The 16,155-nt window shown below is 68.6% G+C and carries 19 protein-coding genes and 1 other RNA gene; 9 read left to right on the top strand and 11 right to left on the bottom strand.

Annotated elements, in window-relative coordinates; translation table 11 throughout:
• A complete protein-coding gene (locus tag ABN401_RS05250) occupies positions 1 to 528 on the top strand; it encodes a dihydrofolate reductase (protein WP_349683775.1) in 528 nt (175 codons plus the stop codon).
• A 17-nt stretch (positions 529 to 545) separates the two neighbouring features.
• Positions 546 to 866, top strand: coding sequence for a YbjQ family protein (locus ABN401_RS05255; protein WP_349683776.1), 321 nt, complete (start codon positions 546 to 548; stop codon positions 864 to 866).
• Here ABN401_RS05255 and ABN401_RS05260 read toward each other — a convergent pair.
• The 3 genes from ABN401_RS05260 to ABN401_RS05270 form a co-directional block, all read right to left on the bottom strand.
• Positions 833 to 1,597, bottom strand: a complete 765-nt coding sequence (locus ABN401_RS05260; RefSeq protein WP_349683777.1) for a sterol desaturase family protein — start codon at positions 1,595 to 1,597, stop codon at positions 833 to 835. The genes ABN401_RS05255 and ABN401_RS05260 overlap by 34 nt on opposite strands.
• A 22-nt stretch (positions 1,598 to 1,619) precedes the next feature.
• Positions 1,620 to 2,924 (bottom strand): phytanoyl-CoA dioxygenase family protein, encoded by a 1,305-nt coding sequence (locus ABN401_RS05265; protein ID WP_349683778.1) that lies wholly within the window; start codon positions 2,922 to 2,924, stop codon positions 1,620 to 1,622.
• Between the two features lie 72 nt (positions 2,925 to 2,996).
• Positions 2,997 to 4,040 (bottom strand): Mrp/NBP35 family ATP-binding protein, encoded by a 1,044-nt coding sequence (locus ABN401_RS05270; protein ID WP_349683779.1) that lies wholly within the window; start codon positions 4,038 to 4,040, stop codon positions 2,997 to 2,999.
• A gap of 69 nt (positions 4,041 to 4,109) precedes the next feature.
• On the opposite strand from ABN401_RS05270, the gene miaA reads away from it, so the two are divergent.
• Entirely contained in the window at positions 4,110 to 4,985 is an 876-nt protein-coding gene (gene miaA, locus ABN401_RS05275) for a tRNA (adenosine(37)-N6)-dimethylallyltransferase MiaA (protein ID WP_349683780.1), read from the top strand.
• 43 nt (positions 4,986 to 5,028) lie between these two features.
• Here miaA and ABN401_RS05280 read toward each other — a convergent pair whose 3' ends face one another.
• Complete coding sequence (locus ABN401_RS05280) at positions 5,029 to 5,841, bottom strand: class I SAM-dependent methyltransferase (protein ID WP_349683781.1); 813 nt, start codon at positions 5,839 to 5,841, stop codon at positions 5,029 to 5,031.
• Between the two features lie 73 nt (positions 5,842 to 5,914).
• The gene (locus ABN401_RS05285) at positions 5,915 to 7,609 is read right to left on the bottom strand and encodes a bifunctional protein-serine/threonine kinase/phosphatase (RefSeq protein ID WP_349683782.1); all 1,695 of its coding nucleotides are present in this window, start codon (positions 7,607 to 7,609) and stop codon (positions 5,915 to 5,917) included.
• Between the two features lie 160 nt (positions 7,610 to 7,769).
• Between ABN401_RS05285 and ssrA the strand changes: the two genes are divergently transcribed.
• From ssrA to ABN401_RS05305, 4 genes are all read left to right on the top strand, one after another.
• Positions 7,770 to 8,130, top strand: a transfer-messenger RNA (tmRNA) gene (gene ssrA / locus ABN401_RS05290).
• Between the two features lie 106 nt (positions 8,131 to 8,236).
• A complete protein-coding gene (locus ABN401_RS05295) occupies positions 8,237 to 8,722 on the top strand; it encodes an SspB family protein (protein ID WP_349683783.1) in 486 nt (161 codons plus the stop codon).
• Between the two features lie 58 nt (positions 8,723 to 8,780).
• Complete coding sequence (locus ABN401_RS05300; RefSeq protein ID WP_349683784.1) at positions 8,781 to 9,521, top strand: C13 family peptidase; 741 nt, start codon at positions 8,781 to 8,783, stop codon at positions 9,519 to 9,521.
• Positions 9,522 to 9,575: 54 nt separating this feature from the next.
• Complete coding sequence (locus tag ABN401_RS05305) at positions 9,576 to 9,974, top strand: GFA family protein (RefSeq protein ID WP_349683785.1); 399 nt, start codon at positions 9,576 to 9,578, stop codon at positions 9,972 to 9,974.
• On the opposite strand, the gene ABN401_RS05310 is transcribed toward ABN401_RS05305, so the two are convergent.
• From ABN401_RS05310 to ABN401_RS05320, 3 genes are all read right to left on the bottom strand, one after another.
• Positions 9,956 to 10,258, bottom strand: coding sequence for a RusA family crossover junction endodeoxyribonuclease (locus ABN401_RS05310; RefSeq protein ID WP_349683850.1), 303 nt, complete (start codon positions 10,256 to 10,258; stop codon positions 9,956 to 9,958). The two genes, ABN401_RS05305 and ABN401_RS05310, sit on opposite strands and share 19 nt — an antisense overlap.
• Positions 10,259 to 10,320: 62 nt before the next feature.
• Positions 10,321 to 10,740 (bottom strand): type II toxin-antitoxin system VapC family toxin, encoded by a 420-nt coding sequence (locus ABN401_RS05315; protein ID WP_349683786.1) that lies wholly within the window; start codon positions 10,738 to 10,740, stop codon positions 10,321 to 10,323.
• A complete protein-coding gene (locus ABN401_RS05320) occupies positions 10,737 to 10,988 on the bottom strand; it encodes a type II toxin-antitoxin system Phd/YefM family antitoxin (protein WP_349683787.1) in 252 nt (83 codons plus the stop codon). The genes ABN401_RS05315 and ABN401_RS05320 overlap by 4 nt, the downstream gene beginning before the upstream one ends.
• 64 nt (positions 10,989 to 11,052) lie before the next feature.
• On the opposite strand from ABN401_RS05320, the gene fumC reads away from it, so the two are divergent.
• Entirely contained in the window at positions 11,053 to 12,444 is a 1,392-nt protein-coding gene (gene fumC, locus ABN401_RS05325) for a class II fumarate hydratase (protein ID WP_349683788.1), read from the top strand.
• 6 nt (positions 12,445 to 12,450) lie between these two features.
• On the opposite strand, the gene ABN401_RS05330 is transcribed toward fumC, so the two are convergent.
• Complete coding sequence (locus tag ABN401_RS05330) at positions 12,451 to 13,110, bottom strand: COQ9 family protein (RefSeq protein ID WP_349683789.1); 660 nt, start codon at positions 13,108 to 13,110, stop codon at positions 12,451 to 12,453.
• 208 nt (positions 13,111 to 13,318) lie between these two features.
• Between ABN401_RS05330 and rpsU the strand changes: the two genes are divergently transcribed.
• Positions 13,319 to 13,558: a 30S ribosomal protein S21 gene (gene rpsU, locus ABN401_RS05335; protein WP_349683851.1), complete on the top strand. Its 240-nt coding sequence runs from the start codon at positions 13,319 to 13,321 to the stop codon at positions 13,556 to 13,558.
• A gap of 225 nt (positions 13,559 to 13,783) precedes the next feature.
• Here the strand turns inward: rpsU and ABN401_RS05340 are convergent, their stop codons facing one another.
• Positions 13,784 to 15,169, bottom strand: a complete 1,386-nt coding sequence (locus ABN401_RS05340; protein WP_349683790.1) for an ABC transporter permease — start codon at positions 15,167 to 15,169, stop codon at positions 13,784 to 13,786.
• Complete coding sequence (locus ABN401_RS05345; protein ID WP_349683791.1) at positions 15,169 to 16,131, bottom strand: ABC transporter ATP-binding protein; 963 nt, start codon at positions 16,129 to 16,131, stop codon at positions 15,169 to 15,171. Before ABN401_RS05345 ends, ABN401_RS05340 begins: the two co-directional genes overlap by 1 nt.
• Positions 16,132 to 16,155: the final 24 nt, after the last annotated feature.

A 16,155-nucleotide genomic window follows, 5' to 3' on the forward strand; every position in this document is an offset into this window, starting at 1 on the left:
ATGACCATCCCCCACCTCGCCCTGGTCGTCGCGCGGGCGCGCAACGGCGTCATCGGTCGGGACGGCGACCTGCCGTGGCGGCTTCGGTCCGACCTACAGCGGTTCAAGGCGATCACGCTCGGCAAGCCCTGCATCATGGGGCGGTCGACGTGGGAAAGCCTGCCGCTGAAGCCCCTGCCCGGCCGGCTGAACCTCGTGCTAACGCGAGACCTGTCCTACGAAGAGGCGGGCAAGGCCAAGGGAGCGGTGGTCTGCTCCAACCTGGCCGATGCGATCGACATCGCGCGCGAGACGGCCGAGGACGACGGGATCGACGAGATCTGCGTGATCGGCGGCACTGCCCTGTTCGAGGCGGCCCTGCCCCGCGCGCGCCGGCTGTATGTCACCGAGGTCGAGGCCGAGCCGGAGGGGGACGCCTGGTTTCCGGCCTTCGACGAAAGCCTCTTTCGCGAAACGCTGAACGAACGGCATGATGCGGGCGAGAAGGACGACCACGCCTTCACCTTTCGCGTGCTGGACCGCATCTGAGATCAGGAGACGCCGCCATGCTGACCTCGACCACCAACGACATCACCGGCCACCGTGTGACCCGCCACATCGGGGTGGTGCGCGGCGTCACCGTGCGATCCCGGAACCTGGTGTCGGACGCGATCGGCGGGGTCCAGTCGATGCTGGGCGGCCGGGTCGGGGCCTATGTGAAACTGGCCGAGGCCGGTCGCCAGGAGGCCTTCGATCTGCTGCTCGAACACGCACGCGCCGCCGGAGGCAACGCGGTCCTGGCGATCCGATATGAATCCAACGAGATCATGCCGGGCGTGACCGAAGTCCTGGCCTATGGGACGGCGGTGGTCGTCGAGCCGGGCTGAACCGTCTTCGCTTCCGGCATCGCATCGGTCCCGCACAGCCGGTCCCAGAACCGGAAGTAGAGGCCGAAGTTCGTCTTCATGTGGGTGTGATGGCGGCTGTGGTGGGTCGCGGTGATCAGCTGCGAGCCGACGCGACCCCTGACCCAGCGTTGAGGCCACATCTCCCAGCCGCAGTGGTTCATCACCGCCGTGGCGGTCATGACGGCCAGCAGCACGGCCAGCATCCAGAGGTTCAGCGGAATAACGAAGGCCAGCAGCGGCAGGAGCCAGGCCGTGAGCGCCGCCTCGGCCGGGTCGAAGGCGAAGCTGGCGAAGGGGCTGGGGTCGCGGGCGCGGTGGTGGGCGGCGTGGGCCCAGCCGAAGAACCGCCGATCATGCAGCAGGCGGTGCGTCCAGTAATAGTGGGTGTCCTGGACGATCAGCAGCAACAGGAAACTGACCGGCAGCCACCACAGGGGCCAGGCCGCCGGATCGACGTAGATCATCGTCCCGCCCGCCTTCCACGCCTCCAGGGCGACGGCCGTGGGGAAGGCATAGATCGGCGTGGACAGCAGCGAGAACTTGATCTCGTGCGCGATCAGGCGCCGCGACGGCCGCTCGCGGTTCAGGCGGATGCCGACGCCCGAGGCCCGCCCCCAGACGGCCAACCAGACGGCCCCGGCGATCAGCAGGTAGCGCGCCCCGATGATCAGGCTGAGCCAGACCGTCGAGACCAGGATCGCGACGAGCATCGGGGGCCCGAAAAGCGCCGTGTCAGCCAAGATAGGCCCGCTTCTGACGATAGACGCCATTCCAGGGAGACAGCTCTTCCGCCGGCATCAGGTCAGAGTTCCAGTAGTGGCAGACGAAGCTCTTTCGCGTGCGCGACGGATCGACGATCGGCGCGCCGCCGTGGAACAGCAACTCGTGCCAGATCAGGACGTCGCCCTTCCTGGGCAGGAATTTCTGCGGCACCAGGGCCAGGCGATCCACATTGTCGCGCATGTGGTGCTGATACAGGTGGAACTCCGATGCCACATGGGCCGGTGAGCCGGTCGAGAAGCGGAAGATCGGGATCTGGTGGCTGCCGGGATAGTAGATCAGCGGCCCCGCCTCCTCGAAGACATCCTCGAAGGCGAACCAGGCGGCGGTCATGGCGCCCTGGCGGCCGCCCGGCATGAAGAGGGTGTCGGTGTGGAAATCCTGGGTGCTGCCGCGCTCGAAGTTCAGCGAGGCGACGACGCACGGGTCGGCCTCCAGCACCCATTGCAGGACCTTGGTCACCTCGGGGTCCAGGGCGATGTCGGCGAAGAAGTCGTCCGCCATGAAGCTGTCGTTGATCTTGTAGGGTGCTGCCTTGGCCTCGTCGGGCGCGGCCGCCATGGGGATGCGGCGCTGCTCGGGCGTCTCCAGCTTCACATCGATACAGAAGGGGTGGTCGGCCGTGGCGCGCGTCGCCCAGATCTCGTCGATCCGGCGGGTGGCCTCGTCGCACCGCTCGGCCGAGATCGCGCCCGGCAGGATGACGAAGCCGTTCTCCTTCCAGAAGGACTGCTGTTCCGCGCTGAGCGCGTCGGTGGACGGACGGGTGCGGGGAATCCGTAGCACCGACGTCGCCGCGTCCTCGTCCTCGCCGCGCCCCCAGCACAGCCAGTGGTCGAAGCCGCTGGCGTAGCCGCCGCGCCGCACGGCGGAGGCGATGTCGTGACGACGGTCCAGATAGGCGACCTCGTCGAAGTCCTGGCCCAGCGGACGCTGGCCTCGCCGATGCTCGTCGCGACCGAAGCGGAACCAGTGGTCGGCGGCGCTGTCGACGACGCCGTCACGGATCAGGCCGGCGACGTCGGGGTTGTTCAGCAGATAGTAGGCGGTCTGGAACCGGGGATAGCGCCAGTTGGGACGCAGGCCGGCGCGTTCCTCGGCCCGCCCGATGGTGAGCCAGTGCTGGGCCGGATCCACGCCGCTCTGGGCCACATCGCGGTGGCTGCGCCGATAGCGACCGGGGTCGAAGCCCTCAGGCAGGGCGACCACGGCCGGGACGGGGCCGACCGCAAGCTCGCGCTCGAGAGACAGGGACAAGGCGGAACTCCGGAACCGGTGGGCGTGCGTCATCATACCGGCCGCCGTCGGCATTCCAAGCGCGCGCGTGTCTCACCCCGCGGCCATCACCCTCACGACGATGGCATCGAAGCGGGCGGCCATCTCGCCCTCGGCCAGGGGCGAACCCGCGTCGCCGGCACGGCGCACATCAGCGTGCAGCGGCAGATCGCCCAGGAAGGCTGCGCCGATCCGCGCCGCCTCCGCCTCGCCGCCGCCACGCCCGAAGACGTCGCCGGTCATGTTCTCGATCAGGCCCAGCGTGGGCACGCCCACGCGCTGGAACAGGGTATGGGCCCGGCGGGCGTCGGCCAGGGCGACCTCCTGAGGCGTCGTGACGATCACCACCCCGTCCAGCGGCGTCTTCTGGATCAGGGTCAGCTGCACGTCGCCGGTGCCGGGCGGCAGATCGACGACCAGCACGTCCAGCGGCTGATCCTCGGTGCCCCAGCGGGTCTGGGTCAGCATCTGGGTCAGGGCCTGGGAGGCCATGGGTCCGCGCCAGATCATGGCGTCGTCCGACCTCGTCAGCAGGCCGACGGACATGGCCAGCAGGCCGTGGGCACGGCGGGGCTCCATCATCCCGTCGCGGTATTCGGGCTGGCCGGACAGACCCAGCATGGTCGGCAGGCTGGGACCGTGAACGTCGGCGTCCAGGATGCCGGTCGACCAGCCCGCGCGGGCGAAGGCGGCGGCCAGGTTCACCGACACGGTCGACTTGCCCACCCCACCCTTGCCGCTGGCCACGGCGATGACGCGGCGGACGTGGGACGGTCGGTCGGTCGGCACGGGCGCGCGGGGGCGGCCCTGATCCACCGCCTCGCGCGACAGGCTGGCCTTTCGCGCGGGCGCGGGGGCCTCGGACGTCAGGATCACGGACACCCGGCTCATGCCCGGCATGGCCTTCAGCGCCGCCTCTGCCGCGTCGCGGACAGGGGCGTAGGCGGCGACCCGGGCGGCGGGAACCTCGATGACGAAGCCGGCCCGGTCGGCGGTCACGGTCAGGCCCTCGGCGACCCCGGCCTCGACCAGCCCCCGGCCCGTGGCGGGGTCGGGAATGGCGTTCAACACGGCTTCGACGGCGGCGCGGTCGATCACGGGGACGGCCTCGGTTGCAGGGGATGGACGCGCGTTCTATCCGCAGACCTTGTCGCTAGCGAGCCCGATGTGCCCCGACCCGCCCCCGTCACCCTGATCGCCGGACCGACCGCCTCGGGAAAGTCGCGACGCGCGCTGGAGATGGCCGAGGCGATGGGGGCCGCCATCGTCAACGCCGACAGCCAGCAGCTGTACGCCGACCTGCGGGTCTTGACCGCCCGACCGTCGCCGGAGGAGGAGGGCCGCGCGCCCCATCACCTGTACGGCACGGTGGACGCCTCGGAGGCCTGGTCGGTCGGGCGGTGGACGCGGGCGGTGATGCCGCTGCTGGAGGCGTTCCAGGCCCAGGGACGACCGGTGCTGATCGTGGGCGGGACGGGGCTGTATTTCTCGGCCCTGACCAAGGGACTGGCTGATATCCCCGACGTGCCGATGGCGGCGCGCGAAGAGGCGACGGCGCTGTACGACACCGAGGGCGAGGCGGCGTTCCGCCTGCGGCTGACCACCTTCGATCCGCCCGCCGCCGCCGCGATCGAGCGCGGGGATCGCCAGCGGCTGACGCGGGCCTGGGCCGTGGCGCGAGCGACGGGTCGGTCGCTGTCCGACTGGCAGGCCTCGACCCGTCCGCTGCTGGCGCCGGGGACCTATGACCGAATGGTGATCGAGCCGGAGCGCGAGGCGCTGTACGCCGCCTGCGACGCGCGGGTGCTGACGATGCTGGAGACCGGCGCGCTGGACGAGGTCCGGGCGCTGGCGGCTCGGGAGCTGGACCCGGCGCTGCCGGCGATGAAGGCGGTCGGGGTGCGGGAACTGACGGCGGGTCTGGCCGGCGAGATGACCCAGGCCGAGGCGACGACCGCGATGCAGCAGGCGACGCGGAACTATGCGAAGCGGCAGCTGACGTGGTTCAGGAACCAGTGCGGGGATTGGGGGCGGGCACTGTAGCCGGGGAAAGCTCGCAATCCTCAAGCTCCACGACCGTTAGACATCAGGACTTCGTGACCACGACCTTCAAGAAAATCGCAGGTATTCGGGTGGCCTCCGGACCAGCCTGATTCTGGGTCTCGAACAGGTCCACGAGTTCGGCCTCGAGCGCCTCGGCCCTGCCATCGTTCGATGCCGCCTCGAAAGCGTTCATGGTCGGGCCATAGAAGGTCTTCATGTTCTCGACCATCCAGCGCGGTGGCTGGGGAGCCGCAAAAACATAGGTCGCCGGTGCACAAGTGATATTGGCGGCAGGGACGCCGGCCGTCTCGAAACGCTCTCTAACGTTGGTCTCGACGCCCCAGGTCATCGGGCTGATGAAGCCCTCGGGCGGAGGCGGTGCATAGGCGGCGCTGATCTTCAGGACCTGGGCGATGAGGGTCGGATCACCGGGAATCCAGTTCCCCATGACGATGCGTCCTCCGCTGCGCGTTACCCGTGCCATCTCCTTGGCAACATCGAAGGGACGCGGAGCGAACATCGCACCGAAGATGCTGACCACCAGATCGAAGCGCCCGTCTTCCAGGCCCTGCAAGTCAGAGGCGTCGCCCTGCTGGAAGCGGAGGTTGGACAAACCCGCGGCCGAAGCCCTGGCGTTGCCGGCGGCAACCAGGTTCTCGGCGATGTCCACGCCCAGGACCTCGGCCCCGAGACGCGCGGCCGGAAGGGCCGTGGTGCCGTCGCCGCAACCGAGGTCCAGGACGGCCATGCCCGGCGTGATGCCGAGAGTGTCAACGAGGGCCTCGCCGCTCTCGCGCATGGATGCAGCGATGCGGGTGAAATCACCCTTTTCCCAAAGAGCCTTGTTCGGATTCACGGTGCCAACCCTCGCGCCGGGAATTCGGCGTTACCCTTAGAGCGTCTCCACACGCCCGGGGGCAAGCGCCAAGTCACCGCACCATCCAGCTCACCAGCAACAGCACGAACAGCCCCGCGCTGACCGCCTGCCAGAAGCGCACCGGCTCGCGCTCCATGAGCGACAGATCGCGCCGCATCGGGACGGCGGCGGCGCTGCCGCTTTCGAGGACGTGGATCAATTCCTCGACGTCGGCGAAGCGGTCGGCGGGGTCGACGGACAGGGTCCGCAGGATGGCGGCTTCGAGCCAGGCGGGCATGTCGGGGCGGTGGGTGGTGGGGCGGGTCGGCTTGTCGAAGCGGATTCGGCTGAAATCGGTCTCCTGACCCGAGGGATAGTCGCCGGTGAACAGGCGGTAGAGGGTGACGCCCAGGGCGTACTGATCGGTGCGGGCATCGCCGGGGTTGCCGGCGAACATCTCGGGCGCCTTGTAGCCGGGGGTGCCGGGGGCCTCGGTCTCGGAAAACTCCGGGGTCCTCGGCAGGCGGGCGACGCCCAGGTCGATCAGCTTCATCCCGCCGTTGGTTTCGAGGATGACGTTGTCGGGCTTGATGTCGCGGTGAGCGATCCCGAGGCGGTGCAGGGCGGCGACGGCGCGCGACAGGCGGATGGACAGGTCGATGCCCTCGGGGATCTGGAACGGCTCGTCGGCGATCCGGGCATGCAGGGTGCGGCCGACATACAGGGGCTGGGCGATGTAGAGGCGGCTCTGGCGGCCGGGGTCCAGCGTCAGGGTCTTGCCGACGTAGGGACTGTCGATGCGGCGGCCGATGAAGCTTTCGCGCAGGAAGGCCCCGCGCGCGCCGGCCTCGGACAGCAGCTTGGGCTTGGGGAACTTCAGGACGACGAGAGGTGCGCCCTCCCCGTCCCGGGCGACGAAGACCCGGGTGTATTTGCCGTCGGAGATCATCCGCTCCAGCCGGAAGCCGTCGATGTTGTCGCCGACCTTGGGGGCCGGGAGGATCGGCAGGTCGGCGGCCTCGGCCCCGATGGCGTCCTGGTCCACCGCGCCGATGCGGATGACGTCGATGACGATGGCGGTGGCGTTGTCCCGGGTCTCGGCGGCGGCGGCCGCGTCGACGATGGCCTGGGCGTCGGCTTCCGACGAGGCGCGGCGGGCCAGCAAGCGGGTCAGGTCCGCCTCCGACACCACGACGTGGACGCCGTCGGTCGTGAGCAGCAGCCGGTCGTGGGCCTTCAGCGGGACGGCGCGGGTGTCCAAACGCAGGTCCGGCTCGATGCCGATGGCACGGTACAGGACGTGGCTGAGGCCGGGCTGGGCCAGCACATGGTCCTCGGTCAGTCGGGTCAGGACGCCGTCGCGGAAATGCCAGGCCCGGCTGTCGCCAACATGCAGGGCCGTCGCCTCGCGCCCCCGCAGCACCAGGGCGGTGAAGGTGGTGGCGGCGCCCGCCATGTCGGGGTCGGAGCGCCCCTTGGCGTGGAGCCAGCGGTTGTAGCCGGCGAGGGCGCCGATGCCGGCGGAGGCGACGCCCTTCAGAGGGTTCTGATCGACATAGGCGTCGATGAAGGTGCGGCCGGCGAGCTCCGACGCGATCCGCCCCGCCTTGGAGCCGGAGACCCCGTCGGCGACCAGGGCGACCACGCCGTGAAGGGCCTGTTCCGAGGGAGGGCCGATATGGACCGCGCCGAAATCCTGATTGTCCGCGCGCGGCCCGAGCGCCGTGGCGAAGCCCGCCGCGATCTGAAGCCTGCCGTCCGCGTCCATGGCCGATCCCCCTGCCCACCCCACCGTGCACCCCGGCGAAGGCCGGGGTCCAGATGGCAAGCTCCGTGCTTGATCAAAAGACGCGGCGCGCGATCCCGGCCGCCCGCGTCCGTGACCTGGACCCCGGCCTTCGCCGGGGTGCACGGATGGGTTTGGTTGTGAACTTGGAATTCACCGCCCCTGCGCCTATATTGTCCTTGCCGGGGCTTGCTCCGGATATGGCGATAAACGCGCTTGTAATAAGCGGACCGGACCCGGGTGCGATTCCCGGCGGCTCCACCAATCGCTCCCGGTCATCGCGGGAGATGCGGGGCCGACTAGCATCGACGGACGTGTAAAGAAGACTGCTTTCGCTCGTCCTGGCCCACCGTATCGGGCCATTTTCTAACTGCGAACGATAACTTCGCTGGAGAAGTCCGTCTCGCCGCGTAATGCGGTTCGACAGACTTCGAACACTTAAGTCCTAGGGGTTCAGATCCCTGGGCGGGGCCCGGGGGCGCCTGGCAACAGAAGCCCCCACTTCCCTTCAGCGCGCCTGGCAACAGACGCCCGGGACTTTTCCCGCCCGTCCCACCTTTCGCCCGCCGCCCGGCCCGGCTATCTGTCAGCGCGCTAGCGAGGACACTGATGGCCGACGACGCCCAGCCGATCGACGAGATGCAGTACGAGAAGCTCGCGCAGGACGCCCTGCGCGGCGTGATCCGTTCCGCGCTCGAACGCGCGGCCAGCCCCTCGGGCATCCCCGGCGCGCACCATTTCTATATCACCTTCAAGACCCGCTCCCCTGGCGTGTCGGTGCCGCCCGACGTGGTCGCCAAGTATCCGGACGAGATGACGGTGGTCCTTCAGCACCAGTACTGGGACCTGGCGGTCGAGCACGACCTGTTCTCGGTCATGCTGAAGTTCGGCGGCATGCCCAAGGTCCTGACCGTGCCCTATACGGCCGTCACGCGCTTCTACGATCCCAGCGTGCAGTTCCTGCTGCAGTTCGAGGCGCCCGAGCCGGTCGCCCAGACCGTGGCCGAGCTGCCGGCACCCAAGCGCACGGACCCGCCGCCCTCCGGCGACGACGGGCCCAAGGTCGTCTCCCTGGACCAGTTCCGCAAGAAATAGCCTTCGCAACGGCGCGATGACCGCTAGGCTGGGCCGTCCGGATTCAGGAAAGCCGCCCATGCTCCGCATCGCCGCTCTCGTCATCCTCGTCTGGCTGAGCGGCTCGGCCGCCCAGGGCCAAAGCCGGTTCGACGGATGGGCCTCGGCGATCGTCGCGGCCGACTGGCGCACGACGACCGGCGAACCGATCCAGGCCTTCGACAATGCGAGACGCGACCTGACGGCGGGCTTCCTAGCAGCCGGCTTTTCGCGGGACGCCATGGTCGACGTCACCCTGCGTCCCGACGCCAACCCGGTCGTGACCGCTGAACAGGCCGTGGCCCGGATCGGAGAGGCCGCCGCGCGGGCGCCGCGCGGATGCTTCCTCTACATCACCTCGCACGGCTCGCCGGAGTTCGTGGTGTTCGGGCCGGACGTCAGCCTGACGCCGACGCTGCTGGCGACGCTGGTGCGCGGCTGGTGCGGCGATCGGCCGACCGTCCTGGTGCTGTCGGCCTGTTTCTCCGGAGCCTTTATCGATGGGCTGGCGGGGCCGAACCGGATGATCCTGACGGCCGCGCGCCGGGACCGCGCCTCGTTCGGGTGCAGCGAGGATGCGATATACCCCTATTTCGACGGCTGCGTGATCGAGCGCCTGCCGACCGCCACCGATTTCATCGCCCTGGGCAACGCCGTTCGGGCCTGCGTCAAGGACCGCGAGGAGGCGGAAGGCCTCGCCCCCGCGTCCGAGCCTCAGGTCTTCATCGGCGCCAACATGCAATTGCTCGCTCCGACCCTCAGATTCGATCGACCCTCCTGACACCACCCCGGCAACAGGGGACGTGCAGACAGACGGGAACACACGGAGACATCGATGCTGACCGGAGGATGCCACTGCGGAGCGATCCGCTACGAGACGGCGGACGAGGCGATCCATCACGCCCTGTGCCACTGTATCGATTGCCGGAAGGCCGCCGGAGCCCCCGCGGTCGCCTGGGCGCTGGCCCCGGCCGATCAGGTGTCGATCACGGGCGACCCCGTCTGGTACGCGTCGTCGGCGGACGGGCGGCGGGGTTTCTGCGGCGCGTGCGGGACCGGCCTGTTCTATACGAACGACGTCATCTTCCCCGGGCAGATCGATATCCAGAGCGCCACGCTGGATGACCCTGACGCCATCCCGCTTCAGGGTCAGATCCAGATCGCCGAGCGGATCGGCTGGATGGGGCATCTGGATCGGCTGCCAGCGTTCGAACGCTACCCCGAAGCGCCCTGACGCGGATAGGCGCGGATGGTGATGCGCTCGCGCTCGCCCTCGCGCCGCTCGACCAGCAGCCGCGCCACCTGGGCGTCGTCGTGGAAGAGATAGCCCTTGATGGCGTCCAGCAGGGCCTTGGCCAGATTGTCGAGGTCCATCCACGGCGGATCGCCGACGTGCTCCATGACGATCTCGACGACGAAGTCGCCGTAGGACGGCCGCGACCCGCGCCATTCCTTGCGGAAGAACTCATAGACCAGGGGCTTGTAGTATTTGGCCTGGGTGGTCAGGCCGTCGATCATGACGACGACGGCGTCGCCCTCCTCGCGCGCGCGGACCTTGCCGGAGACGACCCAGTCGGAGGTCAACGCGGCGCGATGTCCACACCGAGCGCAAGCGCGGCCCGACGGAGCGCCTTGTCGAGCGAGCCGAGCACCAGACCTTCTCGTTGCGCCAGCTCCAGATAGGCCGCGTCATACACCGTCAGACCGTGTCGATCGGCGAGATCCATGGTTCGCCGATGCGCGGCACCCGGTTGTCGGGCCGTGTCGAGCCGCAGTCCGTAGCCGAGGAAGCGGTTCAGCGCTTCCTCACGGTAAGCCCTGTCGATGAATCCTCGGCGCTCCTTCATCAAGAGCCCGTTCATGACTTCGAGGAGAACATGACCGGGTGCGACCGCGCCCGAGACCTCAGCGTCGATCAGAAGGGCCCTCGCGGTCTGGGTCTGATCTTCCTCGACCAGCCCCGCAATGAAGACCGAGGCATCGATGACATAGCCCGTCAAAAACGGCGGCCGAAGTTTATGTCGGCCTTGGTCTCCTCGGTTGTTCCGATCGGCCCGCGATAGCGCGCCCGCAAATCGTCCCAGAGCGCCATCTCGGCCTCGGCCTCTTCTCGCGACACCGTCTTGCGCAGGGGCGTCAGAACCACCTCGGGCTCGCCCCGGCGGGTGATCACGACCTCCTCGCCGGCGACCGCCCTGTCGAGCAGTTCGGACAGACGGTTCTTCGCCTCCAGCACACCCAGTTTCATGTCGCACCTAGCCAGACCGCTGGCTATATAGCCCGCGCAGCCCGCCCGAACAATGGAAGCGCCGATGACCGAACACCGCACTGAAACTGACACCTTCGGCCCCATCGAGGTCGCCGCCGATCGCTACTGGGGGGCCCAGGCGCAGCGGTCGCTGGGGAACTTCAAGATCGGCTGGGAGAAGCAGCCCCTGCCGATCGTGCGGGCCCTGGGCATCGTCAAGCGCGCCGCCGCCGAGACAAACATGGCGCTGGGGCGGCTGGACCCGGCCATCGGGAACGTCATCGTCCGCGCCGCCGACGAGGTGATCGAGGGCAAGCTGAACGATCATTTTCCGCTGGTCGTCTGGCAGACGGGCTCCGGCACCCAGTCGAACATGAACGCGAACGAGGTGATCTCGAACCGGGCGATCGAGATGCTGGCCGGCGAGATGGGGTCCAAGAAGCCGGTCCACCCCAACGACCACGTCAACATGAGCCAGTCGTCCAACGACACCTATCCCACGGCCATGCACGTCGCCTGCGCCGAGGAGTTGGTCCACCGCCTGCTGCCGGCGCTCCAGACACTGCACAATGCCCTGAACGACAAGGCCCAGGCATGGAAGGACATCATCAAGATCGGCCGGACCCATACCCAGGACGCCACACCCCTGACGCTGGGCCAGGAGTTCGGCGGCTATGTCCAGCAGGTCGCCAAGGGCATCGAGCGGATCGAGAGCACCCTGCCCGACCTGATGCAGCTGGCCCAGGGCGGCACGGCGGTCGGCACGGGCCTGAACGCCCCCGTCGGTTTCGCGGAAGGTGTGGCCGACAAGATCGCCCAGATCACAGGCCTGAAGTTCACGACGGCCCCGAACAAGTTCGAGGCCCTGGCCGCCCACGACGCCATGGTCATGAGCCATGGCGCGATCAACACGGTCGCCGCCTCGCTGTTCAAGATCGCCAACGACATCCGCTTCCTGGGCTCCGGCCCCCGTTCGGGTCTCGGCGAACTGGCCCTGCCAGAGAACGAGCCGGGGTCGTCGATCATGCCGGGCAAGGTCAATCCGACCCAGTGCGAGGCCCTGACCCAGGTCTGCGTCCAGGTGTTCGGTAACCACGCGGCGATCACCTTCGCGGGCTCGCAGGGGCATTTCGAGCTGAATGTCTTCAACCCGGTGATGGCCTACAACTTCCTGCAGTCGGTGCGGTTGATGGCCGACGCGGCGGTCAGCTTCACCGACAACTGCGTGGTCGGGATTGAGCCGCGCATCGACAACATCCAGCGCGGGCTGAACAACTCACTGATGCTGGTGACCGCACTGAACGGCAAGCTGGGCTACGACGCCTGCGCCAGGATCGCCAAGACGGCGCACAAGAACGGCACGACCCTGCGCGAGGAAGCCGTCGGCGGCGGCTATCTGACCGATGCGGAGTTCGACGAGGCGGTGCGGCCCGAGAAGATGATCTCGCCGGGCTGAGGCCCGTCAGCGCGTGCCGTAGCGCAGGCGGCTCAGCATCTCGGTGGCGCGGCGCAGGGGGGCGTCGAAGTCCTTGCCCGCCTTCCACTTCTCGAAGGCCATGACGTTGTCGATCCGCCGCGACACGAATGCCTCGGCCGCGTCCCGTCCCTCGAACCAGCGCATGGTCAGGGCCGGAATCAGGATGCCCGACAGGATGGTGCGCTTGGAATAGTGGTTCCAGTCCGTGGCCGTGTCGCCGGCCCAGCGCCACAGATGATCGGCGCTCTCCCAGGCCAGCGACAGGCCCAGGTCGGCGTTGGTCGGCAGGGCCAGGAAGCCGGCGCATTTGCGCGTCGCCTCCAGATCGACGGCCCCCGCCTCCATCCGCGCCGAGACCGCCCGCGCGATTCGCTCGCGGATCTTCAGACCCTCGGCCGAGCCCAGCGCCTCCAGCGCCCGCGCGTCGTGTCGGCGGGACAACAGGGCCGCGAGGTCGCGCGGGCCGTTCGGCAGCAGCAACTCCTGATCGCCCTCAGACAAGCCTTCGGCTGCACAGGCCTCGCGCACCATCCGGGCGTTCCAACCCAGGCGGGGAGCCAGTTTCAGGGCCGTGCCCAGGACCGCCTGCTCCCTGGCGTCGGCCCAGTCCGGCTCGGCGTTCGGCAGATGAGGGGTTTCGGTCATCCCTAACGATACCGCGTCCGCGCGACCATCGCGAGCGTCGCCACGGGGGCGCGACGATTGGCACGCTCCGGCTGGACAGTCGGGGGGGCTTGGTGTATCCGCACGCCTTCGCTCGCCGGGCTGTCGCCTGCGGGATCGGATTTTATTTGTCTGCCCGCCTCGCTGAACACATCAGAGGACGCGGCGGGCGGCCAAAGGAGAGTTGAACCTGGTTCAGATTTTCGTTCGCGACAACAACGTCGATCAGGCGCTCAAGGCCCTGAAGAAGAAGATGCAGCGCGAAGGCAGCTTCCGCGAGATGAAACGCCATGTGCATTACGAGAAGCCCTCGGAGAAGCGCGCCCGCCAGAAGGCCGAGGCCGTCCGTCGCGCCCGCAAGCTGGCCAGGAAGCGCGCCCAGCGCGAGGGGCTGCTGCCCCCGCCCAAGCCGCGCGTCCCGCGCGCCTGATTTCGCATCAGGGCTGAACGATCAAAGGCCGCCCCGGGCAACCGGGGCGGCCTTTTTCAATTGTCCTTCCTCCCTTGCGGGAGAAGGTGGCAGCCGAAGGCTGACGGATGAGGGGTGACACTCTGCTTCACCGGCGTGCATCCGATCCGTCAGCGTATCCGCTTCGCCGTACCCCTCATCCGGCCCTCCGGGCCACCTTCTCCCGCAAGGGGAGAAGGGACGTTTCTACCGCCCCCCGCCCGCGATGGCCTGGCCGAAGCTCTTCCAGCTCAGCTTCACGTCCGACAGGGCGCCGGCGCGGAACGCCCGGCCGGCCAGCCAGACCATCAGCAGGGCCACGGCGAACATGCCCGCCATGGTGCCGATGACCTCGATCAGGGGCGGTCCGGACGGCGCGCGAGCGGCCATCAGGAAGGGCGTGAAGAAGGGCACCCAGGAGGCGAACCGCACCAGGGGCGCGTCCGGGTTCACCAGGGCGAACTGGACCAGCAGGATGGGGATGACCAGGACCATCATGATCGGACCCATCAGGGTCTGGGCGTCGCGCGGCGTCTCGCAGAAGGCGCCGATGGCGGCGAACAGCACCGCGTACATCAGATAGCCACCGACGATGTAGCCCAGGAAGTAGAAGATCAGGCCGTTGGCGGTCAGGATTTCCCAGATGTTGACGGCCTGCTCTGGCACGGCGGACACGAGGCCGATCGCGCCGATCCCGCCCCAGACCAGCAGCACCGACAGGGTCAGCATCGCTACCCCCAGGACCTTGCCGGTCAGGATCTCGGTCGCGGAGGCCGAGGACAGCAGGACCTCGAGGATCTTGTTCGACTTCTCCTCCATCACGCTGTTCAGCAGGATCGAGGCCCCGGTGATGATGAGCGACCAGAGGATGAAGGCGAAGGCCAGGCCGATGATGCCGGGCAGCCGGTCCTTGAACGACACCTCGCCTCCGTCCGAGGCCCGCGGCGAGAACAGCGTGACCTCGGGCCGGAAGGCGTCGGTCGCCTCGACCACGGCGGGGTCGATACCGGCCTGGGTCAAGACCTGATCGCGGTTCGCGTCCCGCAAGGCCGCGCGCACGAAGTCCTCGACCGTGTCGTCGGTCGCGCGGGCCGCCCAGACCCGGGCCGAGGGCCCCTCGGCGGCGCGATCCAGGAAGACGACGGCGTCCAGCCGCTGATCTTCGGGCGTTTCGTCGGTCAGATAGCGCCGGACCAGGGCGTCACGCGCCTCTCCAGGCGTGGCCTGGGCCAGGTCGGCGGGCGTGTCGACGATCTGCATCCGCTGGCGCGCGGCCTGGGCCACGGCGTTCTGGGTGGCTTCCGGCGGCATGCCTGTCGCCTCGGCGGCCTGCTGCGCCGCCTCGCGCGCGCGCTGGGCGCTGCGTTCGGCCTCGTCGGCGAGACGGCCCTGGACCGCCTGGGCGAGACCGGCGGCCTGGGGCCCCTCCTCGATCAGAACCACGGCCCGGACCTCGTCGGCGCTGTCCATCAGGATCGGGATCGCCCCCCCCAGCACGGCGAATAATGGGAAGGCCAGCAGCGACAGCCAGAAGCCCACGGTCCGCGCATAGGCCATGAACTCGCGCCGGGCGATCAACAGGATGCGGTTCATCAGACGGTCTCCGGAGCGTTCGTGGGCCGGGCCACGCTCTGATCCTGGTCGGGATGGTCGCCGGTCAGGTCGATGAAGGCGTCATGCAGAGTCGGCTCCTTCAGCTCGAAGCGGCGGACGTCCAGCCCGGTCAGGAAGGCCGCCTTCAGGGCGTCCTGCCCTGCGGCACCCTGGGCCAGCGCGGCCTTCAGCACCCGCACCCCGTCCTGTTCGGACACGACGTCGACACCGGTCACGCCCGGCAAGGCCCCAGCCTGTTCGACCGCGATCGCGCCTTCAAGATCGAGGAACCGGCGCGAGGTGTCGCGCGCCTCGGCCACCGTGCCGTCGAAGGCCTTCCTGCCCCGCGCCACCAGAACGACCTGATCGCACAGCCGCTCGGCGTGCTGCATGACGTGGGTCGAGAACAGGACCGTGGCACCATTGGCGGCCAGGTCGCGGATCACGGTCTCCAGCCCCTGCTGATTGACCGGGTCCAGCCCGCTGAACGGCTCGTCAAGGATCACGAACTCGGGCCGATGCACGACCGAGGCGATCAGCTGGACCTTCTGGGCCATCCCCTTGGACAGCTCCTTCATCTTCTTGTTCTTCGAGGCCCCGAGGCCCTGGGCCTCCAGCATCTCCTTCGCGCGCTTTCGCCCCTCCCCCGTCGGCAGGCCCTTCAGGGAGCCGAAGAAGGCGATGGCGTCGATCGGCGTCATCTTTTTGTAGAGACCCCGCTCCTCTGGCAGGAAGCCGATGCGGTCTCGGACCTGACGGCCGTCGGACGCGCCGAGAATCTGGATCGAGCCAGTCGTCGCCGGCTGCAGGCCCAGGATCATGCGGATGGTCGAGGTCTTGCCCGCCCCATTCGGCCCCAGAAAGCCGCAGATCGCGCCCTTCTTCACGGTGAAGCTGAGATCGCGAACGGCCTGGAAGTCACCGTAGCGTTTGCTCACGCCCTCGAGCGTCAAGGCGTTCATGCGTCATCCCCACTGCTGGCTGCC

The organism is Brevundimonas aurifodinae (assembly GCF_040195595.1).
Lineage (GTDB): Bacteria > Pseudomonadota > Alphaproteobacteria > Caulobacterales > Caulobacteraceae > Brevundimonas > Brevundimonas aurifodinae.